The sequence below is a fragment of the Bradyrhizobium sp. KBS0727 genome, assembly GCF_005937885.2.
Classification (GTDB): Bacteria; Pseudomonadota; Alphaproteobacteria; order Rhizobiales; family Xanthobacteraceae; genus Bradyrhizobium.
In genome coordinates, this window is record NZ_CP042176.1 from 1649005 (window position 1) to 1674449 (window position 25445).

22 protein-coding genes are annotated in these 25445 nt (G+C 63.2%); 17 read left to right on the forward strand and 5 right to left on the reverse strand.

Annotation, left to right across the window (positions count from 1 at the left end; all coding sequences use genetic code 11):
- The first annotated feature begins 37 nt into the window (after positions 1-37).
- From ggt to FFI89_RS07590, 7 genes are all read left to right on the forward strand, one after another.
- A complete protein-coding gene (gene ggt / locus FFI89_RS07560; protein WP_138834321.1) occupies positions 38-1624 on the forward strand; it encodes a gamma-glutamyltransferase in 1587 nt (528 codons plus the stop codon).
- 171 nt (positions 1625-1795) lie between these two features.
- A complete protein-coding gene (locus FFI89_RS07565; protein WP_138834322.1) occupies positions 1796-2254 on the forward strand; it encodes an FKBP-type peptidyl-prolyl cis-trans isomerase in 459 nt (152 codons plus the stop codon).
- A 47-nt stretch (positions 2255-2301) separates the two neighbouring features.
- Positions 2302-3282, forward strand: coding sequence for a D-2-hydroxyacid dehydrogenase family protein (locus tag FFI89_RS07570; protein WP_138834323.1), 981 nt, complete (start codon positions 2302-2304; stop codon positions 3280-3282).
- Between the two features lie 157 nt (positions 3283-3439).
- Complete coding sequence (locus FFI89_RS07575; RefSeq protein ID WP_138834324.1) at positions 3440-3973, forward strand: cupin domain-containing protein; 534 nt, start codon at positions 3440-3442, stop codon at positions 3971-3973.
- A 104-nt stretch (positions 3974-4077) separates the two neighbouring features.
- Positions 4078-4815, forward strand: coding sequence for an enoyl-CoA hydratase/isomerase family protein (locus FFI89_RS07580; RefSeq protein ID WP_138834325.1), 738 nt, complete (start codon positions 4078-4080; stop codon positions 4813-4815).
- A 126-nt stretch (positions 4816-4941) separates the two neighbouring features.
- A complete protein-coding gene (locus tag FFI89_RS07585; protein WP_138834326.1) occupies positions 4942-5967 on the forward strand; it encodes an alpha/beta hydrolase in 1026 nt (341 codons plus the stop codon).
- A gap of 142 nt (positions 5968-6109) precedes the next feature.
- Positions 6110-6541: a VOC family protein gene (locus FFI89_RS07590; RefSeq protein ID WP_138834327.1), complete on the forward strand. Its 432-nt coding sequence runs from the start codon at positions 6110-6112 to the stop codon at positions 6539-6541.
- A gap of 60 nt (positions 6542-6601) precedes the next feature.
- Here FFI89_RS07590 and FFI89_RS07595 read toward each other — a convergent pair whose 3' ends face one another.
- Together FFI89_RS07595 and FFI89_RS07600 are read right to left on the reverse strand one after the other, a co-directional pair.
- Positions 6602-7765, reverse strand: a complete 1164-nt coding sequence (locus FFI89_RS07595; protein ID WP_371722475.1) for a hypothetical protein — start codon at positions 7763-7765, stop codon at positions 6602-6604.
- Positions 7766-7767: 2 nt separating this feature from the next.
- Positions 7768-8385, reverse strand: a complete 618-nt coding sequence (locus FFI89_RS07600) for a FecR domain-containing protein (RefSeq protein WP_246669389.1) — start codon at positions 8383-8385, stop codon at positions 7768-7770.
- 390 nt (positions 8386-8775) lie between these two features.
- Between FFI89_RS07600 and FFI89_RS07605 the strand changes: the two genes are divergently transcribed.
- Entirely contained in the window at positions 8776-9984 is a 1209-nt protein-coding gene (locus tag FFI89_RS07605) for a phospholipid carrier-dependent glycosyltransferase (RefSeq protein ID WP_138836172.1), read from the forward strand.
- Between the two features lie 78 nt (positions 9985-10062).
- Here FFI89_RS07605 and FFI89_RS07610 read toward each other — a convergent pair whose 3' ends face one another.
- Positions 10063-10692, reverse strand: a complete 630-nt coding sequence (locus tag FFI89_RS07610; protein WP_138834333.1) for an OmpA family protein — start codon at positions 10690-10692, stop codon at positions 10063-10065.
- Positions 10693-11220: 528 nt separating this feature from the next.
- Here FFI89_RS07610 and FFI89_RS07615 point away from each other — a divergent pair.
- The 7 genes from FFI89_RS07615 to FFI89_RS07645 all read left to right on the forward strand — a co-directional run bounded on the left by FFI89_RS07615 (position 11221) and on the right by FFI89_RS07645 (position 20142).
- A complete protein-coding gene (locus FFI89_RS07615) occupies positions 11221-11451 on the forward strand; it encodes a hypothetical protein (RefSeq protein ID WP_138836174.1) in 231 nt (76 codons plus the stop codon).
- Between the two features lie 83 nt (positions 11452-11534).
- Positions 11535-12731, forward strand: coding sequence for a winged helix-turn-helix domain-containing protein (locus FFI89_RS07620; RefSeq protein WP_138834335.1), 1197 nt, complete (start codon positions 11535-11537; stop codon positions 12729-12731).
- A 164-nt stretch (positions 12732-12895) separates the two neighbouring features.
- Positions 12896-14218 (forward strand): MFS transporter, encoded by a 1323-nt coding sequence (locus FFI89_RS07625; protein WP_138834337.1) that lies wholly within the window; start codon positions 12896-12898, stop codon positions 14216-14218.
- A gap of 240 nt (positions 14219-14458) precedes the next feature.
- Positions 14459-15565, forward strand: a complete 1107-nt coding sequence (locus FFI89_RS07630) for an efflux RND transporter periplasmic adaptor subunit (protein WP_138834339.1) — start codon at positions 14459-14461, stop codon at positions 15563-15565.
- A 24-nt stretch (positions 15566-15589) separates the two neighbouring features.
- The gene (locus tag FFI89_RS07635) at positions 15590-18745 is read left to right on the forward strand and encodes an efflux RND transporter permease subunit (protein WP_138834341.1); all 3156 of its coding nucleotides are present in this window, start codon (positions 15590-15592) and stop codon (positions 18743-18745) included.
- Between the two features lie 19 nt (positions 18746-18764).
- A complete protein-coding gene (locus FFI89_RS07640; protein WP_138834343.1) occupies positions 18765-19385 on the forward strand; it encodes a TetR/AcrR family transcriptional regulator in 621 nt (206 codons plus the stop codon).
- A gap of 133 nt (positions 19386-19518) precedes the next feature.
- Entirely contained in the window at positions 19519-20142 is a 624-nt protein-coding gene (locus FFI89_RS07645) for a flavin reductase family protein (protein WP_138834345.1), read from the forward strand.
- On the opposite strand, the gene FFI89_RS07650 is transcribed toward FFI89_RS07645, so the two are convergent.
- Together FFI89_RS07650 and FFI89_RS34265 are read right to left on the reverse strand one after the other, a co-directional pair.
- Positions 20143-21321 carry a serine hydrolase gene (locus FFI89_RS07650; protein ID WP_138834347.1) on the reverse strand — a complete coding sequence of 393 codons (1179 nt, stop codon included), beginning with the start codon at positions 21319-21321 and terminating at the stop codon, positions 20143-20145.
- 412 nt (positions 21322-21733) lie between these two features.
- Positions 21734-21895, reverse strand: coding sequence for a hypothetical protein (locus tag FFI89_RS34265; RefSeq protein ID WP_168212824.1), 162 nt, complete (start codon positions 21893-21895; stop codon positions 21734-21736).
- Here FFI89_RS34265 and FFI89_RS07655 point away from each other — a divergent pair.
- Together FFI89_RS07655 and FFI89_RS07660 are read left to right on the forward strand one after the other, a co-directional pair.
- Entirely contained in the window at positions 21894-24161 is a 2268-nt protein-coding gene (locus FFI89_RS07655; RefSeq protein ID WP_138834349.1) for an acyl-CoA dehydrogenase, read from the forward strand. The two genes, FFI89_RS34265 and FFI89_RS07655, sit on opposite strands and share 2 nt — an antisense overlap.
- Positions 24161-25444, forward strand: a complete 1284-nt coding sequence (locus FFI89_RS07660) for an acetyl-CoA C-acetyltransferase (protein ID WP_138834351.1) — start codon at positions 24161-24163, stop codon at positions 25442-25444. Before FFI89_RS07655 ends, FFI89_RS07660 begins: the two co-directional genes overlap by 1 nt.
- Position 25445 lies beyond the last annotated feature (1 nt).

The following is a 25445-nucleotide window of genomic DNA, read 5'->3' on the forward strand; positions in this document are numbered from 1 at the left end:
GGGCGCCCAAAAATACGCTCATAAAGAAAGACTAGCGATGAGGAATTTCCATTTCGCCGGCCGCTCGACGGTCCATGCCCAGAACGCGATGGTGGCGACGTCGCATCCGGCGGCGGCACTGGTGGCGGTCGACGTGATGCGCGCGGGCGGCACGGCCGCCGACGCGGCCGTCGCAGCGTCGGCGCTGCTCGCGGTGATCGAGCCGCAATCGACCGGCATCGGCGGCGATTGTTTCGCGCTGATCCAGCCGAAAGGCGAGGGCAAGATCGTGGCCTATAACGGCTCCGGCCGCGCGCCTGCCGCGGCCACGGTCGAATGGTATCTGGAGCGCAAGATCAACTCGGTGCCGCTGACCTCGGCGCATGCCGTCAGCATTCCCGGCTCCGTCGATGCCTGGGCGACCATCCTGCGCGATCACGGCAAGATGGGGCTCGACAGCCTGCTGCAGCCGGCGATCAAGGCCGCGGAAGAGGGGTACGTCGTCGCGCCCCGTATCGCATTCGACTGGAAGAACCAGTTCGAGAAGCTCAAGAACGGCACCAACACCGAGCGCTACCTGCTGCCGCACGGCAAGCCGGCGGTCGCCGGCGACGTGATCCACCAGCCTGAACTGGGCAAGACGCTGCGCGCGATCGCCAAGGACGGCCGCGATGCGTTCTATACCGGCGCCATCGCCGAGGACATGGTCGAGACCCTGCGCGGCATCGGCGGTCTGCACACGCTGGAGGATTTCGCCAGCCATACCACCGAGACCACGTCGCCGATCGGCACCATCTACAAAGGCCACGACGTCTGGCAGTGCCCGCCGAATGGTCCGGGTATCACCATGCTGGTGATGCTCAACATTCTGTCCCGCTTCGACCTGACCAAATTCCCCGCACTCAGCGTCGAGCGCTTCCATCTCGAGGCCGAAGCCGCGCGCATCGCCTATATGATGCGCGAACAATATATCGGCGACCCCGCCCAGGTTCATGTCGACGTCGCCGGCATCCTGGCCAAGGAATTCGCCGAGGAGTACATCAGCAAGATCAGCATGGACAAGCTGCTCGATTTGCCGAACGTCGCACCGCCGATGAACCCGTCCACGATCTACATTACCGTGGTCGACAAGGACCGCAATGTCTGTTCGTTCATCAACTCGATCGCGCATTCCTTCGGGTCGGCGATCGTTTCCAACAAGACCGGCGTGCTGCTGCAAAATCGCGCCGGCGGCTTCCGGATTCAGCCCGGCCACCCCAATTGCATCGCCCCGCGCAAGCGGCCGCTGCACACGATCATTCCGAGTCTCGCGACCAAAGGTGGCCGCGCGGTGATGCCGTTCGGCGTGATGGGCGGCCAGTATCAGCCGGTCGGCCAGACCCATGTGCTGACCAACATGCTCGACTATGGCTGCGACGTGCAGGAAGCCATCGATATGCCGCGTGGCCTGCATTACGAGGGCGTCTTCCAGCTCGAGGACAGCGTGCCGGCTGCGATCGTCGAGGGCCTGAAGAAGATCGGGCACAAGACCACCAGCGTGGTCGGTCCGCTCGGCGGTGGCCAGGCGATCTGGATCGACTGGGACAAGGGCACGCTGACCGGCGGCTCGGATCCCCGCAAGGACGGTTGCGCGCTGGGCTATTGAGCCCGTCGTCATCCGCACACCCCGGAACAACACTTCGTCGCTTCTGTTAAAGCGTCGAGGCCAGGACGGTCGCATGATGCGGCCGGTTGCCTGTTGCCGGGGTGGGGTAGCAACGCCGGTTTCGTTGCGCTAGACACGTTCCGCCCTACCGACGAAAGGTATTTTTCACAGATGCGATCTTCCCGACGCACCATCATTCAGACCGCGTTCGCCGCCGTGGCGGCTGCGGTTGCCACGCCCGTTGCCTCCAGGATGGCATCGGCCCAGACCGCAGGAAAACCCATGACCACAGCTTCAGGTTTGCAGATCATCGACAGCACGGTCGGCACCGGCGCTTCGCCGAAACCCGGCCAGACCTGCGTCATGCATTACACCGGCTGGCTCTATGAAAACGGCCAGAAGGGCAAGAAATTCGACAGTTCCGTCGACCGCAACGAGCCGTTCGAGTTTCCAATCGGACAGAAGCGGGTCATCGCCGGCTGGGACGAAGGCGTTGCCTCGATGAAGGTCGGCGGCAAGCGCACGCTGATCATTCCGCCCGCGCTCGGCTATGGCGCGCGCGGCGCCGGCGGCGTCATTCCGCCCAATGCGACGCTGATGTTCGATGTCGAATTACTGGCGGTGAAGTAACCGCCTGCAAGCAACCGCCTGAACGACAACTGACGGGGGAGCGCATCGTGAAAGTCTCGATCCTCGACGATTACTTCGACACGCTGCGCACCCTCGACTGTTTCCGCAAACTGGCCGGACACGACGTCACAATCTGGAACGACCACGTCCAGGACGTCGATGTTCTCGCCGAGCGCCTGCACGACACCGAGGCGCTGGTGCTGATCCGGGAGCGGACGCAGATCCGCACGCCGCTGCTGGAGCGGTTGCCGAAACTGAAGCTGATCAGCCAGCGCAGCGTCTATCCCCATATCGATATCGATACCTGCACCCGGCTCGGGATCGTCGTGTCCTCAAGCCAGCACGCCGACACGCCGTCCTATGCAACCGCCGAATTCACCTGGGGGCTGGTGCTGGCGGGGATGCGCGCCATCCCGCAGCAGGTGGCGGCGATGAAGGCCGGCAAATGGCAGATCGGCGTCGGCCAAAGCCTGGGCGGCAAGACGCTCGGCATCTATGGCTATGGCCGTATCGGCGCGGTCGTCGCCGGCTACGGCAAGGCGTTCGGCATGAAGGTGCTGGTATGGGCGCGCGAGCCGGCGATGGCAAAGGCGCGTGCCGACGGATACGCCACCGCGGCCAGCAAGGCTGATTTCTTCGAGCAATGCGACGTGCTGTCGCTGCATATGCGCCTGGTCGACTCCACGCGCGGTATCGTCAAGGCCGAGGACCTCGCGCGGATGAAGCCTTCGGCGCTGCTGGTCAATACCAGCCGCGCGCCGCTGATCGAGCCGAACGCGCTGGTTAACGCGCTCCGCGCCGGGCGGCCCGGCATGGCGGCGGTCGACGTCTACGAGAAGGAGCCGCTGCGCGACGTCAACGATCCCTTGCTGAACCTTCCTAACGCGATCTGCACGCCGCACATCGGCTACGTCACCCGTGACGAATATGAGCTCCAGTTCACCGATATCTTCGACCAGATCGTCGCGTATGCCGCGGGCACGCCGACCAACGTCGTCAATCCGGATGTGATGGCGAAACGGCGTTAAGCGACATCGTTCCACGTCATGCCCGGCCTTGTGCCCGGGCATCCACGTCCCTTGTTGCGATCCGCAGGGCTCCAAATGTTCCGCTATTTGACTGGTTTGCGATCGCGGTTTTAGGTACGCTGCGGCACTCAAGGAAGATTTTCGGAAAGCAACAAGAATGACCGGTTCTCACGATCACACCCATTCGCATCATCCGCACGATCACGATCATTCGCACGGCGACTCCGAGCGCTGGAAGCATGACGGCGTTCGCGTCATTCCCGGCAACCAGCTCGATCCCAACGTGCCGTCGACCGCGGGCATGGACCGCAAGGCCGCGATCAATTTCGCCCGCGTCGGCGCGCAGAAATTATGGGCCGGCACCGTCACCATCCGGCCCGACGCCAAGACCGGCGCACATCATCACGGCCACCTCGAAAGCATCATCTTCGTCGTCAAGGGCAAGGCGCGGATGCGCTGGGGCGAGCAGTTGCAGTTCACCGCGGAAGCCGGTCCCGGCGATTTCATCTTCGTTCCGCCCTATGTGCCGCATCAGGAGATCAACGCCAGCCGTGACGAGGTGCTGGAATGCGTGCTGGTGCGCAGCGACGGCGAGGCAGTGGCGATCAATCTCGATATCGAGCCGGTGGAAAAGCCGGAAACCGTGCTGTGGGTCGATCCCGTGCACCGGGATCCCGCCGAGAAGAAGTGACATCGTCCTTCCGGGGCGCGCGCTAGCGATTCCGGGTCTGGTCCTTCGGACCATCCCGGAATGACAAAAACGACGCAAAAAATGCGTGATACGGGAGGAACCCCATGAAGCTCGTTCGCTACGAGAGCGCCGGTCACGTCGCTACCATCACGATGGATCGCGCCTCCGCGCATAATGCGCTCAACCCCGCTTTGTGCGAAGATCTGTGCGAGGCTTGGCGCCGATTTCGGGACAGCGACGATCGCGTCGCGGTGCTGGCATCAGCCGAAGATGCGTATTTTTGTGTCGGCGCCGACGTGAGAGATTTTCCCGCCGACATGTGGCGGGCCGTTCCCGGACTGGGTGTCGAACTGGACAAGCCGGTCATTGCCGCGACGTCCGGCTGGGTGGTCGGCGGTGGTTTCGTGTTGGTCCAGATGGCCGACATGTGCGTGGCGTCGGAGACGACGCGGTTCAGCTACCCCGAGGTCAAGGTCGGAACCACCGGCGGCGGCGTCTCGTCGGTGCTGGCGCGCATGCCGCACAAGATCGCGATGGAGTTCCTTTTGGTCGGCGAAGAGATGTCGGCGCAACGCGCTTACGAGATCGGCTTCGTCAACAAGGTCGCGCCAAAGGGGCAGCATGTCGTGCTCGCCCAGGAGATGGCCGCCAAAATCGCCGCCGCGGCACCACTGGTCGTTCAGGCCCTGAAGCGGCTGGCGCGCGAGGCGATGCCGAAGGGGCCGCTGGAAACGGTCGCCGAAGTGCGCCGGCTGCTCGATCCGGTGCGAACCAGCGAAGACCTCAAGGAAGGCGTCAAGGCCTTCAGCGAAAAGCGCAAGCCGCTGTTCAAGGGGAAGTAGCCGAGACGTCATTACACAAACACGCATCGCGCGATGTTGTTTTCGCGGTGCAGCGCACACCGGTTTCAAAGCATCAGGCCCGTGTTAGACTTTGCCCAAAGCAAGCTTCACGCGAGGGACGAAACCATGACCGATTCCGGACAACCGCCGGCGCGACGCACAGTCATCAAGGGCCTCGGTGTTGGCGTGGCCGCGGGCATGACCGCTGCGATGCCGGCAGCGGCCGCGACGGCAGTCGCTGCGGAGCGTGGCGAGATCTGGAGCAGCGAGTACTGGACCAAGAAGGGCGACATTCCGCTGTGGATGTTCCGCAAGCGGATCGGCGCGCCGAAGGCCGGCGAGCCGGCAAGGCCGGTGGCGTTCTTTGTCCACGGCTCGTCGGTGACCTCGCGGGTGTTCGATCTCAGCGTGCCCGGCAAGGGCGAATATTCCGTGATGAACGAATTCGCCCGGTACGGCTTCGACGTCTGGACCATGGATCACGAGAATTACGGCAAGTCCGGCCGCACCTCGGGCAACGCTGATATCGCCAGCGGCGCCGAAGACTTGAAGGTCGCGGTCGAACTCATTGCCCGCGAGACCGGCCAGCAGAAAGTGCATTTCGTCGGCGAGTCCTCGGGCGCGCTGCGCGCCGGCGCCTTCGCGATGCTGGCGCCCGAGCGGGTCGACCGTCTGGTGTTTGCCGCTTTCACCTACAAGGGCGAGGGGTCGCCGACCCTGACCAAGCGCGCCGAGCAGCTCGCTTATTATCGCTCGCACAACATGCGCAAGCGCGACCGCGACATGATTCGCTCGATCGCGACCCGCGACAAGCCCGGCACGTCCGATCCCGCCGCGATCGAGGTGCTGGCCGATGTCGAGATGCAGTTCGGCGACCAGATTCCGACCGGCACCTATCTCGACATGACGGCGAACTTGCCGGTGGTGCACCCGGAGAAAGTGCTGGCGCCGGTGCTGCTGGTCCGCGGCGAGTATGACGGCATCGCCACCGTCGCCGATCTCGAGGAGTTCTATAACAAGCTGCCGAACGGCGACCGCCAGTTCATCATCCTCCCCGGCACCGCCCATTCGGTGGCGCTGGCGATCAACCGGCAGCTGTTCTGGCACGTGACGCTGGCATTTTTGACGATGCCGACCCCGATCGCGACGTAAGGGGACGGTGTCATTCCGGGGCGATGCGTCTGGTCCTTCGGACCATCCCGGAATGACGCTCCAATAAAAAATAATTGCTCGCCTTGTCGGATCATTGCCGGCCCGCTCGTCCTCGGGCGGAACCCCTCAAATGGAGCCCCTGATGACCAAGATGATCTTCGTCAACCTGCCGGTCGGCGATCTTCCCCGCGCCACCAACTTCTACCAGGCGATCGGCGCCGCCAAAAACGAGCAATTCAGCGACGACACGGCCTCCTGCATGGTGTTTTCCGAAACCATCCACGCCATGCTGCTGACCCACGACAAGTTCAGGCAGTTTACGTCGAAGAAAATCGCCGATGCCAAGACCTCGTGTGAGGTCTTGATCTGCATTTCGGCCGACAGCCGCAATGCGGTCGACGATATCGTCAGCAAAGCCAAGGGTGCCGGCGGCAGCGCCGATCCGACGCCGACCCAGGATTTCGGCTTCATGTATGGCCGCAGTTTCGAAGATCCGGATGGTCACATCTGGGAAGTGATGTGGATGGACGTCGAGGCCGCAGCCAAGGCGCAGTCCGCAACCGCTGACGCCTGATCCACATCTGCAGGAAGCGCACGCCCGCCCCGCATGCGGGGCGGGCGTATCGATTGGAAGCTAATAGCTGATGCGCAATCCGACGCCGCCGTGAATGGTGTTGCCGACAGGTTGCGGGCCGGCGGTGCCGTTCAGGAATAAGTCGGCGACCCAGCCCCTGGTGATCCGGAAGCCGAGTCGGCCGCCATATTCGAACCAGCCCTGGTTGCCGATGGTCGGCACCACGGTGCCGTCGCCGGTCACGGTGGCGATGATGCCGGAGCGCGTCGCAAACGACTGTACCCAGCCGCCGTTGATATTGGCTTCGACGCTCGAGCCGAACAAATGCGTCCACTGTCCGCCGACCTTGACGAGGCTGCTACGGTCGGTGCCGTCCGCGATCGAGGCGTCGAACGGATTTAACGGTGCGCCTGCCGGATCGGTGTAGCCATTGACCCGTTGCCACAATTGCCAGACCTCGACGGAGGCCGCGACTTCATCGCGCGGCGACAGCCGGCTCATCCAGCCGGCGCGGCCGTAGACCGCGTAATTACTGGCGGTGGTCTGGCTGTCGAGCGATACTGCGCCAAGGCTCGTGGCATAACTGCGCGTGTAACGCACTTTCTCGTAGGGCGTCAGGATCGTGCCGATTTCGAAGAACGGCCGCGACGATCCCCAATCGACGAAATCATAGCGCAGCGCGAACGCGCCGATCGGCGCACTGGTGACGCTGTAGCCGCCCTCGCTGTACTGGGTATAGGCGATGCCCGCCAGTAGTGACAGATTGTTGGTCAGGCTCTTGCGGCCGTGAATGCCGGCCGAAAACGAGCCCGCCGAGCCGAACGCGCTGACGCAATCGCTGCAGTTGACCTGCTCGTTGACGCCCAGCAGCACGGTTCCGAGCACGCGGTTGGTGATCATCTGGTTGAAGCGCTGCTTGGCCAGATCATTGACCGAAGTGCCGCTGGAATCGGCGCCGGTGGTTGTCGGAGTTGGCGTCGGGGTCGGCGTTGAAGTCGAGGTCGAAGTGGATGTCGAACTGGACGTCGACGTCGAAGTGCACCCGGTCCCTGTGTAGGAGTCCGAATTGACGCTGTCCGAACTAATGTTTGTCGATGTCGAAGTGGATGTCCCGCAGGAATAGGATTGCGCGTGGGCAATGCCCGACTCGTCACGCAGAAAAAACAGCGACACTGCGAGCAGCATGGTGCCGAAGACGATCCAGCCTCGTGAGAGTTGTGCCATCGTCAGCGCCCGCACAGCATGCCGGTGGGATCGCTGCCGTCATCCACGGGAGGAACCACCGTGGGCGTCGCGTCCGCATATTGCGTGGTGCTGCAAAGTCCCGCGGCTGCGCTGCAGGTCTTGGCGAAGGTCCACGGCGAATTGTTCGTCTTCTTGATCGTCGTCTTGCCGCCGCTGAAGGTGATGACGGCGGTGTCGCCGGGCAGCGTCAGCTGAATGCAATCAAACGTGACCGTGCAGACCGAGGATGCGCCTTCCTGCAGGTTGACGATGGTCTGGTTGCGCTGCGACAGGATATCCAGGATGGTGCCGCGGACGCCGATGGTCGCCAGCGGCGTCGTGATCTTGTAGGCGGCCTTCTCCGAATTGCCGGTCACGAATCGGAAGGTGCCCGACGTCAGCCGCACGGCGACGTCGCGATAATGGTGCTCGTCGTCGAACACGGTGCGGTCGAGCTTGAGCGTGGCATTCGGACCGAGCGACAGGTTGGTGCTGTCGGCCATCACCAGCCGCGTTGCGCTGTCGAGGCCGGTGCGCACGACCTCGTCGCGCAGCAATCCGTCGCCGACATTGATCTGGCTGGTCGAAGACGCGGCTACGCGGAGAACTTCATTTTTCACGACGGCGGCTTCGCCGACGCGGGTCTGAGCTTGAACCGGAAATGAATCGACACCCGCCACGAGGCAGATTCCCAACACAGCAAAAATGTAGTTACGCCAATTCATTTCCCACCGTACAATCTATGTCGGTCATCGTACCGGATTGTGCGGACCAGCGATGTTGTAATTTTACCACAAAGTCGTCCCACTTTACCGGCCCGTCGATTAGTGACTTCCAGACGAAAAAAAGTTCAACACGATCGATCGCAAAGTACTGCTCCATCCAGAGAGCTGCGCGCGACGGAATATTCCCGTGAAGCTGCGATCGAATCGCCGTTTGTTCCGCAATATCCGGTCTGGAAGATTGTGGCAATTTCCATCGCGATCTTCGTCGTCGCGCATCTTGCCTTGATGATCGGACTAACCACGCCCGACAAAATCAATTTCGACGAAGTGCACTATGTGCCCGCTGCAAAGCAGTTGCTTGAACCGGGTGTACCGAGTCCGTTGCTCAACCCGATGCATCCGCCACTGGCAAAGCAGTTCATGGCGTTGTCGATTCGCGCCTTCGGGGATCGGCCGCTCGGCTGGCGCTATCCCAGCGTCGTGTTCGGATCGCTGGCGATCGTCGCGATGTATCTTTGCGGGCTTGCGATGTTTGCTGGGCAGGGACCGGCGCTCGCGACCGCGCTGCTGACATTCCTCAACCAGATGGTGTTCGTGCAATCGCGTATCGCGATGCTGGATATTTACGCCCTGACATTCGATCTCATGGGCGTCGCGGCGTTCATCCATGGCTTCAGGAAACAGAAACCGGAGATCGCGTTCGCGCTTGCCGGCCTCGCTTTCGGTTTGGCGACGGCCTGCAAATGGAGCGGACTGTTTCCGCTCGGCGTATGTATCGCGATCGTTGCCGTCATCCGCCTGATGCAGGGCTGGCGCGCCTCATTCGCGGACGCCAATGCCGACGACTGGTATCAACCGGACTGCTGGCCCGGGTTCAGATATTATCACTTCGCCGTCTGCTTTCTGCTGGTTCCCGCGCTTGCCTATTTCGTGACGTATATTCCCCTTTACGGATTGTCGATCGGCGATTTCATCGAAGCGCAGCGCCGGATCTTTGTCGAGAACTCCGGCTCGCATCCGTCGCATCCCTATATGAGTTCGTGGCCGTCATGGCCGCTGTTGATGCGGCCGATCTGGTTTCAGTTCGACAAGCTCGCCGACGACCGGTTTCAGGCGATCGTCTTTCTCGGCAATCCGCTGATCCTGTGGCCCGCTTTGGTCGCGCTCGGCATCTGCCTGAGGGACTGGATCGTGAAGCGCCGCGCCGATGCGTTTCTGATTCTGGCGTTCTACGTCGGGTCGTGGATGGCGTGGGCGGCGCTGCCGCGCACCATCGGCTTCATCTATTACTACTTGCCGTCGGCGACGATCGCGACGCTCGCGCTGGTTTATGCGTTCACGCAAGGCGAGCGGGTACCGCCACGCTGGATGTTGTGGGCCTTCGTCGCGGCGGCATCGCTCGGATTCGCGGCGATGCTGCCGATCTCGGTGGCGTCGCTGGGCACCTCGATGGAGACCTATCGTCGCCTGATGATCTTCCAGAGCTGGATCTGAGGCGGGCTGTGATTTTGATGCCGGTCCCCCAAATGACGTCCGCCTGCCGAAGGAGGCCGGCGGATCAATTCTCAAACCTCACTTCGACGCGGTCTTGGTGTCCATGTTGACGACCTGAACGCGGCGGTTCGCCGGATCCATCGGCGCGTTCGGATCCTTCGGCCTGGTCTTGCCGTAACCGACGGTCACGAGGTTGGCGCCGGCGATGCCGTATTTATCGGTCAGGTACTTCTTGATCGTATCGGCGCGGCGCTCGGAGAGGTCCTGGTTATAGGACTCGCCGCCCACCGCGTCGGTATGACCGGCAACGACGAAGGTCGAATCCTTCAGGCTGGCGTTGGAGAGCGCCTTGCCGAGTTCCTGCACCGACGGCATCGAGTCCCTAGCGATATCGGCCGAGTTGTAGTCGAAGTGAATTTCAAGATCGATTTTCGGCTTGGTCGCGGCAATCTCGGCGATCTCCTGGCGCTCGCCGAGCGAAAGCGACCGGGTCTTCCGGTTGCGCAGCGTATCGACAAAGCTGGCTTCCCTGGTCTGTGCGGCGGTGTCGGCTTGCGTGCCGCTCGAAAGGCTGCGGGTCACCGGCTTTGGCTGCAGCGCGCTCAGGATCTGGTCGGCCGAGACGGTATCGCCGGCAAAAGCCAAGCCCGCCGTCATCGACAGCGCGGCGCCGACTGCCACGATGGAAAATCCATTAAAGCGGGGCATTGTCCTGTTCCTCACGGTTACGCCAGCGTTGGCGTGCATGGCGTTTTGATGCTGGAAACCTAGGACAGGTTCAAGGCCGCGAATGTGATTCAGGTCACGTTGGGGAACGTCCGGTTTTCCAGGTGAAGGCGTTTGCGTCCTGGCGTCCGTGTTTCGAGGCGCTCCTTGCGTCGTTCGCCTTGGCCCGGATCGCCTCGCTGCGGGCCGGCCCCGCGACCGTCACCCGCAACCTGACCACGACCGTCGGCATCGGCCCGCTGAGCCCGGCACGCCGAGCGACAATAAAAGGCGGCCCGTGGGCCGCCTTTTGATTCAAGTTACGATGCGGTCTCAATGACGTCGCGCCGGTGCCGATCTCTGGACAACAAATCGGCCAGATGCAGGCCTAGCAGGACAGCTCACAAGAAAACTCAAGAAGAAATCGTTCGAGACAAGACGGGCGGGGCAGTGTTTCAGTCGGTGAAGCGTCAGCGTGAGTATCAGGGCTATCGCCCCAGCACACCGGAGCCGGAAAGTTCCGGAAGCTCGATGCCGATCCTGATCGGCGCCGCCATGATCGCCGCGGCCATCCTGTTGTCGACGCTGATCAGTGCGCTCGGCAGCCGTTATGTTGGCATCGAAAGTCCTACCGAGGAGACCGCATGGCTGGTCGATCGCCTCACCGGCAGCATCTATCGATGCCAGGCGTCGGAACGCGGCCGGGCCTCCTGCGACGCCACGATCGCGACCGGCAGCATTCCGGAGCGGGCCAAGCATTGAGGTGCAGGAATTGAGGTGACTCGCTTGACGGGTGCCTGATTCCGGACTCCTCACGGGCGCGAATCCGACTACATTGCCGCGCGATGCCCCGCGCGACCGAACCCCTTCCCCTGACCAAAGCCCGTGCGCGGCGGATCTGGCTCCGCGCCCAGCGGCTCGATACGCCTGTGCCATTCGGCGACGGGCCGCAGGCGACGGCGGCGGCGGTCGAGCATCTCGGCTATGTGCAGATCGACACCATCAACGTGATCGAACGCTGCCACCACCATATTCTCTATAGTCGTATCCCCGCCTATACCCGTGCGGATCTGCGCGCGGCCCAGAGCGCCGACAAAAGCGTGTTCGAATACTGGACGCATGCGCTGTCTTACGTGCCGGCGAAGGATTTCCGCTTCTTCGTCGCGTCGATGAAGCTGCACAAGCGCGAAGGCCACCGCTGGTTCGCTTCCGTGAAGCCTGAGGACACCCGCAAGGTGATGCGGCTGCTGCGGCGCGACGGGGCGCTCACCATCCGCGACATCGAGGACGACGTGCTGACGGAGAAGGAGCATCTGTGGCAGAGCCGCAAGCCGTCGAAGCGGGCGCTGCAGCTCGCCTTCTATACCGGCGAGGTGACGATCTCCGAACGCACCGGCATGCTCAAGACCTATGACCTGACGGCGCGGCATTTCGGCTGGGACCGGCCGCCAAGGCCGGCTTCGGCGGCCGAGACCACGGCCTATCTGCTCGACCGCGCGCTGCGTTCGCAGGGCCTGGTCAGCCTGGATTCGATCTGCCATCTCGATGCGCCGAGCAAGGCCGCGATCCGTCGCCTGATCGAAGCGCGGGTGCGGCGCAAGGAATTGACGCCGGTTGCACTGGAAGGCGCCGGTAAGCAGGAGCATTGGGCCAAGCCCGAAATAATTGAGTCCGAGGTGCTGGAGCCGGACGTAGCGGTGCCGGCAGGCGAGGGCGATGCCGGCCTCGTGCATATTCTGTCGCCGTTCGATCCCCTGATCATCCAGCGCAAGCGCACCGAACTGTTCTTCGGCTACGGCCACCGTTTCGAGGCCTATGTGCCCAAGGCAAAGCGCGTATTCGGCTATTTTGCGCTGCCGGTGCTGGTCGGCGACGACATCGTCGCCGCGATCGACCTCAAGACCGACCGGCAGAACCGGAAATTGCTGATGCAGAAATGGAACTGGGTCGGCAAGGGCACCGCGCGCGGTGGCGCCAAGCTCTACAAACGCCGCATCGAGGAAGAGCTGGACCGGTTCGAGCGGTTTCAGTTGGCGGAGTGAGGCGCCCGGTATTCCTCCATCGCTCCGCGCGCGTAGTCCTACGGGAAAGGCCAGCCCCCCAGCAACGGAATGCCCGCGTTGCGCCAGCGCGGGCATTCGCCGTTGCCAGAAGCGAAAGCACTCGGTAATCCCTTAGGCACAAGAAACCTCGGGGGGAGAAACCAATGAGCCAATCCAGTACGCTTGCCACCACGCTTGCGAAGAGCGAGATCGAGACGTCCACCATCCGCGCCATTTCGTGGCGCCTGATTCCGTTCCTGGTGCTGGCCTATTTCTTTTCCTACCTCGACCGCGTCAATCTCGGTTTCGCCGCGCTGACGATGAACGCCGAGCTCAAGTTCACGCCGCTGATCTTCGCCTGGGGCGCCGGCATCTTCTTCATCGGCTATTTCATCTTCGAGGTGCCGAGCAACCTGGCGCTGGAAAAATTCGGCGCCAGCCGCTGGATCGCCCGGATCATGGTGACCTGGGGCATCATCTCGGCGGCGATGGCGCTGGTAAGCGGCGAGACGAGCTTCTACGTGCTGCGCTTCCTGCTCGGCGTCGCCGAAGCCGGCTTCTTTCCCGGCATCATCCTCTATCTGACCTATTGGTATCCGGCGGAATATCGCGCGCGGTTTCTCGCGGCATTCGCGATTGCCGTTCCCGTCTCGACCGTGATCGGCGCGCCGGTCTCCGGCCTGCTGCTCGGGCTCGACGGCGCCATGGGGCTGAAGGGATGGCAGTGGCTGTTCATCATCGAAGGCATCCCCTCGGTGCTGCTCGGCATCGTCACCTGGTTCTATCTCACCGACAAGCCGGAGAAGGCCGACTGGCTGTCATCAGAGCAGAAGGCGTGGCTCGCGGCAAAGCTGCAGGCCGAAACTGCGACCAAGCAGGCCGCCAGCCACATGACGCTCGGGCAGGCGTTGTCCTCGGGCAAGGTGATCGCGCTGAGCCTGATCTATTTCGGCTTCGTCGGCGCGCTGTACGGCATGCAGTTCTGGCTGCCGCAGATCGTCAAAGCGTTCGGCCTCACCAACGCGCAGACCGGCTTCGTCACCGCGATCCCCTATCTGTTCGGCACCATCGCGATGATCCTGTGGGCGCGGCATTCCGACGCCAGCCGCGAGCGCGTCGCCCATGTCGGCGGGCCGTTGCTGCTCACGGCGGTGGCGCTCGGCGCTTCCAGCTACATCACCGACCCGACCACGACCATGATCGTGCTGACGGTGGCGGCGATCGGCGTGTTCTGCACCTTTGCGGTGTTCTGGACGCTGCCGACCGCGTGGCTGTCCGGCACCGCGGCCGCAGGCGCGATCGCGCTGATCAATTCGGTCGGCAACCTCGCGGGCTTTGGCGGACCCTACATCGTCGGCTGGATCAAGGATGCAACCGGGAGCACGTCAACTGGCCTCCTGGTGCTGTCGCTGTTGCCGCTCGCGGCTGGGCTATTGGTGTTCCTCGGCGGCCACGACACCAAGACCGAGTTCGCCACGGCGAAGTGACGGGCGGCCGGCTGGCCCGGGACTCAAAATCGCGAAAACAACCCCATGCAAAGTAGGGGTTGGCGTCGCCGCACCCAAAACCACAAGATCTAGCGTAGCCGGGTGCGTCGGCCGCGTCTGAGACCCCGCGAACCACTCCCTAACCCCGGTTTCCGATCACGAACTCATGATCACTGACGAATATTGACATTCGTCAGTTAGTATTCGACACTCTTCATCAGATCCGCGATGGAGAGGCCGATGTTCGCCCGTTCGATTTTTTCCAGCTATTACAGGCTCTTGACCGGGGCTGCGTTGGCCCTGGCGGTATTTGCGCTGACCGGCTGCAATGAAAAAGCGGCCGAGGTGGCGGCGCCCGGGCGCCCGGTTCTGGTCGCGACCGTGCATTACGAGGCGGAGACGCCGGAGCGCAGTTTCGTCGGCACCATCAAGCCCCGGATCGAGACCGACATGGGCTTTCGGGTCCCCGGCAAGGTAGCAAAGCGCCTGGTCGAGGTCGGCCAGACCGTCGACGTCGGCCAGCCGCTCGCCACCCTCGATGAGGTCGATCTGAAGCTGCAGGCCGAGCAGGCCGTGGCCGAATTCACCGCCGCGACCGGCGTGCTGGCCCAGGCCGGTGCCGCCGAACAGCGCGCCAAGGATCTGCGTGCCAAGGGCTGGACCACGGATGCGCAGATGGATTCGAGCCGCGCTGCCGCCGACGAGGCCCGTGCGCGCCTCAACCGCGCCGAGCGCTCGGTCGAGCTGACCAAGAACTCGCTCTCTTATGCCACGCTGGTCGCCGACACCCGCGGCGTCGTCACCGCGACCCTGGTCGATCCCGGCCAGGTCGTGGCCTCCGGCCAGACCGCGATCCGTGTAGCGCGCTTTGCCGAGAAGGAAGCCGTGGTTGCGATCCCCGAGACGCTGGTCGGGCGCGCCAAGGACGGCACGGCCACGGTGACGCTGTGGTCGGATGCCGACAAGAAGTACGCCGCGAAGCTGCGCGAGGTGGCACCCTCAGCCGATCCCGCGACGCGGACTTTTCTCGCCAAATTCTCGCTGCCCGAGGCCGGCGACAAGGTCTCGCTCGGCATGACTGCGACGCTGACCCTGTCCGATCCCGCCACCGAGCGCGTGGCACGGCTGCCGCTGTCGGCGTTGTTCAGCCAGGGCAGCGAACCTTCGCTCTACATCGTCGGCGATTCCGGCGAAGTGGTGCTGAAGCCGGTCACGGTGAAATCCTATGAAAGCAATTCCGTCGTGATCACCGGCGGCGTCCCTGAAGGCGCGAAGGTCGTCGCCCTCGGTGTGCAGAAACTCGATCCGGCCCAGAAGGTCCGGGTCGTTTCGTCGCTGTCGTTCTAAGCCTGACTATCATCGGAGGGTGACATGAAGCGCTTCAATCTCTCGGGCTGGGCGGTAAGCCATCCGACCTTGATCCTGTTCCTGATGATCGCGCTGGGTGCAGCCGGCTTCGTCTCCTACCAGAAGCTCGGCCGCGCCGAGGATCCGTTCTTTACGGTGAAGGTGGTCAACGTCTCGGCGATCTGGCCCGGCGCCACCGCCCAGGAAATGCAGACCCAGGTCGCCGATCCGATCGAGAAGAAGCTGCAGGAACTGCCGTTCTTCGAGAAGGTGCAGACCTATTCCAAGCCGGCGTTCACGGCGATGCAGGTCACCTTCAAGGATTCGACCCCGCCCAAGGACGTGCCCTATCTGTTTTACCTGCTGCGCAAGAAGCTTGCCGACGTGCAGGGCCAGTTGCCGACGGGCCTGCTCGGCCCGGTCGTCAACGACGAGTTCTCCGACGTCGATTCGATCCTCTACATGATGACCGGCGACGGCGCCGATTACGCGCAGTTGAAGAAGACCGCCGAAGGCATGCGCCAGCGGCTGTTGAAGGTGCCCGGAGTCACCAAGGTCGACCTCTATGGCACCCAGGACGAGCGCATCTATGTCGAATTCTCGCACGCCAAGCTGGCGACGCTCGGCATCACGCCGCAGGCGCTGTTCGATTCGCTGGCCAAGCAGAACAACGTGACCCCGGCCGGCACCGTCGAAACCTCGTCGCAGCGCGTGCCGCTGCGCGTCACCGGCGCGCTCGACGGCGTCAAGGCGGTGGCCGAAACGCCGGTCGAAAGCAACGGCCGCGTGTTCCGTCTGGGCGACATCGCGACCGTCACCCATGGCTATGTCGATCCGCCGACCTTCATCGCCCGTCAGGAGGGCAAGCCCGCGCTCGGCATCGGCGTCGTCACCACCCGCGGCGCCAACATCCTCGAGCTCGGCAAGGACGTCGAGAAGGCGGTCGCGGAGTTCATGGCTGCGGTGCCGCAGGGCATCAATGTCGATCAGATTGCCGACCAGCCGAAGGTGGTCGAGCGCGCGGTCGGCGAGTTCGTGCATTCCTTCATCGAGGCGCTCGCGATCGTGCTGTTCGTCTCGTTTGTCGCGCTCGGCTGGCGCACCGGTATCGTGGTGGCGGCCTCGGTGCCGCTGGTGCTGGCGATCGTCTTCATCGTCATGAATGCGATGTCGCTCGATCTGCACCGGATCACGCTCGGCGCGCTGATCATCGCGCTCGGCCTGTTGGTCGACGACGCCATCATTGCCGTCGAGATGATGGTGGTGAAAATGGAACAGGGCTGGGACCGCGTGCACGCGGCGTCCTTTGCCTGGGAATCAACCGCGTTTCCGATGCTCACGGGGACGCTGGTCACGGCCGCTGGCTTCCTCCCCATCGGCTTTGCCAATTCGGCGGTCGGCGAATATGCCGGCGGCATCTTCTGGATCGTGGCGATCGCGCTGGTCGCCTCCTGGTTCGTCGCGGTGATCTTCACGCCCTATATCGGCGTCAAGCTGTTGCCGAACATCAAGGTCCACCACAACCACGATCCGCACGCGGTCTACGAGACCCGGATGTATCGCGGCCTGCGCCGCGTGGTACAGTGGTGCGTCGATCACCGCGTCAAGGTGGTGCTGGCGACCGTTGGCGTGTTCGTGCTCTCGATCGTCGGCTTCGGCCATGTCCAGCAGCAGTTCTTCCCGCTGTCGGAACGTCCCGAACTGTTCCTGCAACTGCGCCTGCCCGAGGGCACCGCCTTCAACGTCACGGAAAAGTCCGTCAAGAAGGCCGAAGCGCTGCTGAAGGGCGACAAGGATATCGCGACCTACACCTCCTATATCGGCCAGGGCTCGCCGCGGTTCTGGCTCGGCCTCAATCCGCAACTGCCGAACGAGGCCTTTGCCGAGATCGTGATCGTCTCCAAGGACGTCGAGGCCCGCGAGCGGATCAAGGCGCGGCTGGAGAAGGCGGTCAATGAAGGCGAACTGACCGAGGCGCGGGTGCGCGTCGATCGCTTCAATTTCGGCCCGCCGGTCGGCTTCCCGGTCCAGTTCCGCGTCATCGGCCCCGATCCCAACACGGTGCGCGACATCGCCTACAAGGTGCGCGACGTGATGCGGCAGAACGACAAGACCAAGGACGTGCAGCTCGACTGGAACGAGCAGTCGCCTTACCTGAAACTGGTCGTGGACCAGGACCGTGCCCGCGCGCTCGGCCTCACCCCGCAGGACGTCTCGCAGGCGCTCGCCATGCTGATCTCGGGCGCGCCGGTCACCACCATTCGCGACGGCATCGAGAAGGTCGGCGTGATCGCGCGCGCGGTGCCGTCCGAACGGCTCGATCTCGGCCGCGTCGGTGACCTCACGGTGACGTCACGCAACGGTGTTGCGGTGCCGCTGCAGCAGATCGCCAGGATCGAGTATGACCACGAGGACCCGATCCTGTGGCGGCGTAACCGCGACATGGCGATCACCGTGCGCAGCGACGTCGTCGACGGCGTGCAGGCGCCCGACGTCACCAGCCAGATCTCGCCGAAGCTGCAGGAAATCCGCGATCACCTCGAGCCGGCCTACCGGATCGAAGCGGGCGGCGCGTTCGAGGAATCCGCCAAGGGCAACGCCTCGATCTTCGTGCTGTTTCCGCTGATGGTACTGGTCATGCTGACGCTGCTGATGATCCAGTTGCAGAGCTTCTCGCGCCTGATCCTGGTGTTCCTGACCGCGCCGCTCGGCATCGTCGGTGCTTCGCTCGGGCTCAATGTCGCCAACCAGCCGTTCGGCTTCGTGGCGCTGCTCGGGCTGATCGCGCTGGCCGGCATGATCATGCGCAATGCGGTGATCCTGGTGGACCAGATCGAGTCCGACGTCGCCTACGGCCTGACGCGCCGGGAAGCCATCGTCGAAGCCACCGTCCGGCGTGCCCGGCCGGTGGTGCTGACGGCGCTGGCCGCGATCCTTGCCATGATCCCGCTGTCGCGCTCCGCCTTCTGGGGACCGATGGCGATCACCATCATGGGTGGTTTGTTTGTTGCAACCTTCCTGACCTTGCTGTACCTGCCGGGCCTCTACGCGCTCTGGTTCCGCAAGAGCCTGGAAGAAAGCGGCCCGGTCGAACAGCCCGATCTTGCGCCGCAGCATCAGGGCAAGGGTCTGGTAGCTACGCCTCCGCTCGCATTTCCGCTTGCCGATGCGGCGGAATAATTGAAGATTGTGTTCTGACATGACGCTGATTTCGGAAAACATCGAAACCGATACCCGGGAACGGATTCTCGTGGTGGCGGAGCGTCTGTTCCGGGTGATCGGCTACCAGAAGACCACGGTGGCCGACATCGCCAAGGAACTGCGGATGAGCCCGGCCAACGTCTATCGCTTCTTCGACTCGAAGAAGGCGATCCACGAAGGCGTGGCGCGCGGCCTGATGGGCGAGGTCGAGCAGGCCGCGCAGGCCATCGCGGCCACCGGCGGCCCGGCGGCCAGCCGCCTGCGCGAACTGATGACCTCGATCCACCACATGAATGCGGAACGCTATGTCGACGATTCCAAGTTGCATGAGATGGTCGAGATCGCGATGGAGGAGAGCTGGGACGTCTGCGTCGCCCATATGGAGCGGATCACCGGAACCATCGGCAGCGTGATAGCCGAAGGCGCAGCCTCCGGAGAGTTCGAGGTTACCGACGTGCCGTTGGCGGCGCTGTGCACCTGCACCGCGATGATGCGGTTCTTCCACCCGCAAATGATCGCCCAATGTGCCAACAAGCCGGGCCCGTCGATCGACGAAATGATCGACTTTGTGATCGCGGGGCTGTCGCCGCGTGCTAAAGGGGTTGGCAAGGCGAAATAACTTTGCCCGTCATTCCGGGATGGTCCGAAGGACCAGACCCGGAATCTCGAGATTCCCCGATGTGCAATTGCACACCTGAGGTTCGATGCTTTGCATCGCCCCGGAATGACAGACATCCCAAGGAATTCCCTGCGTGACCACCAAAGACCTGCACTACTACGAACCGAAGAACGGCCACGGCCTCAAGCACGACCCCTTCAACGCCATCATCGCGCCGCGCCCGATCGGGTGGATTTCGTCGCGGGACAGCAAGGGCAACGTCAACCTCGCGCCCTACAGCTTCTTCAATGGCTTTTGCTACGCGCCGCCGATCATCGGCTTTTCCTCGACGTCCTGGAAGGACACCGTCCAGAACGTAAAGGACACCGGCGAATTCGTCTGGAATCTCGCCACCCTGGATCTGGCGAAGCACATGAACGCGACGGCCGCCCATGTCGCGCCGGACGTCAGCGAATTCCAGATCTCAGGTCTGACGGCGGTGCCTGGCAAGCTCGTCAACGTGCCGCGGGTGGCTGAAAGCCCGGTTGCGTTCGAATGCAAGCTGACCCAGATCATCCAGTTGCAGGGCGCCAACGGTGAAAAGGCCAACGCCTGGCTGACGCTGGGTGAAGTCGTCGCCGTCCATATCGACAAGGCCATGATCAAGGACGGCGTCTATATAACTGCACTGGCTCGCCCGATCGTGCGCGCCGGCCGCCGCGGCGATTATTTCACGGTCAAGCCGGAAGACATGTTCGAGATGATTCGCCCGGATTGATCAATTGTCCTTGCCGAAGGCGTCGTAAACCAGCTTCTTGAAAGCGGGTGTGATGCGCGCGCGTTCGTTCTGGGTCTGCTCCAGCAGGATGTAGATCATGTCGAGGCTAGGATCGACGCCGAAGTACGTGCCGCTGCCGCTGTCCCATTTGAGTTCGCCGATGGAGCCCGGCGGCGGCGGCCGGGCATTGCCGGGATCGGTGCGCACGGCGAGGCCGTAGCCGTAGCCAAAGCCGTCGCCTGGAAAATAGTAGTAGTCCCGGGCGACGCCGGAACCGGGTCCGACGTGGTCCGATGTCATCGTCTTGAATGCCGCCGGGCCAAGATACCGTTTGCCGTCAAGCTGGCCGCCGTTGAGCAACATCTGGGCAAAGCGGGCGTAGTCGGTTAGCGAAGATACCAGCCCGCCACCGCCGGATTCCCATTCCGGATGGGCGCGGCGTTCGGTCTCGGCGTTTTTCAGGATGGTATCATCAGGCAACGGCTCCGCCATTCGTGCGCGTTCTCCTGCGTCGTCCAGGACATACTTGGTGCTGGTCATGCCCAGCGGATCGAAGATGTGTTGCTTCTCGAACTGATACAGCGTCTGTCCGGATACGATCTCGATAATGCGGCCAATGACATCGGTCGAATGGCCGTAACGCCAGAGCGTCCCGGGCTGCCGCGCCAACGGCAATTTTGCAATGCGATCGGCAAACGTCTTGTTGTCGTAACGCCCGTTGAAAAGCCCGGATTCGGAATAGGCCTTCATGATCAACCTGCCGCCGATATACTCGTAGGTGATGCCCGATGTCTGGCGCAGCAAGTCCGCGATCGTTATCGGCCGGTCCGCCGGAACAAGTTTCAGGGCATCTTTTTTTTCCGTCTCGATACCAACCGTGACATCGGCAAATCCGGGGATGAATTTGGATGCCGGATCCGAGAGCGACATCTTGCCGGCCTCGATCAACATCATCGCCGCCAGGCTTGTAATCGGCTTTGTCATCGAATGGAGCGCAAAGATCGTATCAGATGTCATCGGCGCCTTGGTTGCGACGTCCTGGACGCCGAAACACTTCAGATAGACCGGCTTGCCGTGCTGCTGGATCAACACGACGGCGCCGGGCAATTTCCCGCTAGCAATCTCGTTGTTGAAGAATTCGGTGATGCGATTGAGCCTGTCCGGCGATGGGGCAGGCATGTCGGCCGCGCGGCTGGTCCCGACGACAGCCCAGATCGCCGCAACCGCAATTGATAGGGCGTACGACACACGGGATCCGAAGATCGGATGATGAGCCAACGTCGCCATGAGCCTATTCGTTTGGTGATCGAATTAATCGATCGGCGGAGACTTGGACCGGACAACGAGAGCAATACTATAGCAGTGTTCTCACCCGGTTCAGTATTGCGTCACGTTGTCCGATCGTTCAGCGGGGGGAGCGGTGGCGTCAGTCGGCCTCGGGGCAGACTTCCGCCGGCCAGGAAATGCGCCAATCCTGCTCAAACGATGGAAAATGCAGCCTTTTCGGAACCGAAACGGGTCACCGCCGTTATCGGTTGGTTCATCAATTTCGCTTCATTCCCGCCGCCAGACGCCCCCGAATCCCGCGCTATCAGCTAGGATGAACCGTCGTCTGGCCCAGGTGCGGCGACAGCCGCACGTTTGGCTTGAGGTGCGGCGACAGCCGCACGTTTGGCTTGAGGTGCGGCGACAGCCGCACGCTTGGCTTAGCGTGCGGCGCCAGCCGTGCCGTCAACCATGAGGTGATCGCCATGAGCTTCCGCCGCGACTTCATCACCAAGCCGATCTTCTCCTGGGCGCACGGCGTATTGCCCACGATGTCCGACACCGAGCGCGAGGCGCTGGAGGCCGGCGATGTCTGGTGGGATGCGGACCTCTTCACCGGCAATCCGGACTGGTCGAAATTGCTGGCGACTGAGCCCGCCAAATTGACCGACGAGGAGCAAGCCTTCCTCCACGGCCCGGTCGACGAACTCTGCGCCATGCTCGACGAATGGAAGATCTGCTGGGAATGGCGCGACCTGCCGCCGGAAGTGTGGTCCTTCATCAAGGAGCACAAGTTCTTCGGCATGATCATCCCGAAGGAACATGGCGGGCTCGGCTTCTCGCCCTACGCGCATTCCGAAGTGGTGCGCAAGATTTCGTCGCGTTCGCTGACCGCCGCCGTCACCGTGATGGTGCCCAACTCGCTCGGGCCCGGCGAACTGCTGATGCGTTTCGGCACCAAGGAACAGCAGCAACAATGGCTGCCGCGGCTGGCCGACGGCCGCGATATTCCCTGCTTCGGATTGACCAGCCCCGAGGCCGGCTCGGATGCGGCGTCGATGATCGACACCGGCATCATCTGCAAGGGCCAGTTCGAAGGTCGCGACGTGCTGGGCCTGCGGCTGAACTGGCACAAGCGGTACATCACGCTAGGACCGGTTGCGACGCTGCTCGGGCTTGCCTTCAAGGCCTATGATCCCGATCACCTCGTCGGTCAGGAAGAGGACCTCGGCATCTCCGTGGCGCTGATCCCGACGCATCTGACCGGCGTCCAGATCGGCCATCGCCATCTGCCGGCGATGCAGGTGTTCCAGAACGGCCCGAACTGGGGCCACGATGTCTTTATCCCGATGGACTATATCATCGGCGGCCAGGAACGGCTCGGCCAGGGCTGGAAGATGCTGATGACGGCGCTCGCCGCCGGCCGCGGCATCTCGTTGCCGTCGCTTTCTGCTGCGGGCGCAGCTTACGCCGCGCGCACGTCCGGCGCCTATGCCCGCATCCGTGAGCAGTTCGGCATTTCCATCGGTAAGTTCGAGGGCATCGAGGAGCCGCTCGCGCGCATCGCGGGCACGGCCTATCTGCTCGACGCCGCGCGGCGGCTGACCTGTGCGGCGCTGAACCAGGGCCATCATCCTGCGGTGATTTCCGGGATCATGAAGCTGCACGCCACCGAGCGGATGCGGATCGCGATCGACGACGCCATGGATATTCACGGCGGCAAGGCCGTGATCGACGGCCCGCAGAACTACATGGGCAATCTCTACCGGTCGGTGCCGGTCGGCATCACCGTCGAGGGCGCCAATATCCTGACCCGCAACCTGATCGTATTTGGGCAGGGCGCGATCCGCGCGCATCCCTATCTGCTGGAAGAGATGAATGCGCTCGGCGAACAGGATCAGGCAAAGGGCCTCGATGCCTTCGACCAGGTGTTCTGGAAACACATAGGCCACAGCTTCAAGACCATGTTCCGTGCCTGGGGCCGAAGCTGGAGCGGCGGCCTGTTTGCGCCGGCGCCCGAGGCCGGCGAGGCGGCGCGGTTCTATCGCCAGCTCGCGCGCTATTCGTCGGCGTTTGCGCTGTGCGCCGACATGGCGCTGTTGACCCTGGGCGGCGCGCTCAAGCGCAAGGAAATGCTCTCCGCCCGGTTCGGCGATATTCTGTCCGAGCTTTATCTTCTGTCTGCCGCGCTGAAGCGCTGGCAGGACGAGGGACGCCAAAGTGCGGACTTGCCCGCGCTCGAATGGTGCATGGCGAGCGGTTTCCGCACCATCGAGAACCGCTTTGCGGAAATCCTCGGCAATCTGCCGAACCGGTTTGTCGCGGTCATTCTGAAATTCCTGATCCAGCCGTTCGGCGCCAGGGTGCTCGGTCCGTCCGATCGCGTCGTGCACCAATGCGCGCAACTGGTGCTGGAGCCGTCGGCGGCGCGCGACCGGTTGACGCCGGATCTGTCGCACGTCGACGACGACGGCGGCGTGGCCCGGCTGGAGAAAGCGTTCCTGCTGGTTACCGCCGCGGAGGATATTTCAAAGAAGATGCGCGCGGCGCGCCTGCACGACTGGAAGGACGCGGTGAAGAAGGGCGTCATCACGCAAGGAGAAGGCGAGCAGCTCGCGGCGGCGCATGAGGCCGTTGCGAAGGTCATCGAGGTCGACGATTTTGCGCCCGAGGCGCTGTCGCCGATTTACAGGAAGCCCGCCGACGTGCATCAATTCTTCCAGGAACTGGGTGAGCAGAGGGCAGCGAGCTGATGGCGCGACCGGTCTTTATCGTCGACGGCAGCCGGACGCCGTTCCTGAAAGCGCGCTCCGGTCCCGGCCCCTTCACCCCGGTCGATCTCGCCGTGCAGTGTGGCCGGCCGCTGTTGGCACGGCAGCCTTTTGCGCCATCAGTCTTCGACCAGGTGATTTTGGGCTGTGTCAACGTCATCGCCGACGAGATGAACCCGGCCCGCGTCGCGGCACTCCGGCTAGGCATGGGCGAGAAGATGGTCGCCTTCACCGTGCAGATCAATTGCGGCTCAGGCATGCAGTCGATCGACACCGGCTACCGCTATATCCGCGAGGGCGTCTCCGACCTAATCCTGGCCGGCGGCTCCGAGGCGCTCAGCTACGCGCCGCTGGTGTGGCCGCAGCAGGGCGTGCGGTGGTTCGCGGGACTTGCCGGCGCCAAGGGGATCGGCGCCAAGATCATGGCCGCGCTAAAACTGCGGCCGGGCTATCTCAAGCCAATCATCGGGCTCGAACGCGGGCTGACCGATCCCATCACCGAACTCAACATGGGCCAGACCGCCGAAGTGGTCGGGCATCTCTTCGGCATCACGCGCGCGCAGTCGGATGCCTATGCAGCCGAAAGCCACAAGCGGCTGGCGAACGCCCAAAGCCAAGGCTGGCTTAAAGGCGAAGTCGAAACCGCGTTCGCCCGTGACGGCAAATTCTACGACCACGACGACGGCGTGCGACCGGACTCGACGCCGGAAACGTTGGCGAAATTGAAGCCGGTGTTCGAGCGGCCCTGGGGCCAGGTCACCGCCGGCAACTCCTCGCAGATCACCGACGGCGCCTCCTGGGTGATCCTGGCGTCCGAAGAAGCCGTCGCCAGGCACGGCCTTACGCCGAAGGCGGTCATCCTCGACAGCCAGTGGTCGGCGCTCGATCCTGGCATCATGGGCCTCGGGCCGGTGCTGTCGGCGACCGAACTTTTGAAGCGCAACAGTCTGACATTGCAGGATATCGAGACCTGGGAATTGAACGAGGCCTTTGCAACGCAGGTGCTGGGCTGTCTCGCGGCCTGGAAGGACGAAAAGTTCTGCAAGGAAATTCTCGGCCTCGAAGCTGCGGCCGGCGAGATCGATCAGACCCGAATGAACGTCGATGGCGGCGCCATCAGCCTCGGTCATCCCGTCGGCTGCAGCGGCAACCGCATCGTGCTGCATCTCGTCAACGCCATGAAGCGGCTGGGTACACGGCGCGGCATCGCCACCGAATGCATCGGTGGCGGGCAGGGTGGCGCGATGCTGATAGAGACGGTGTGAT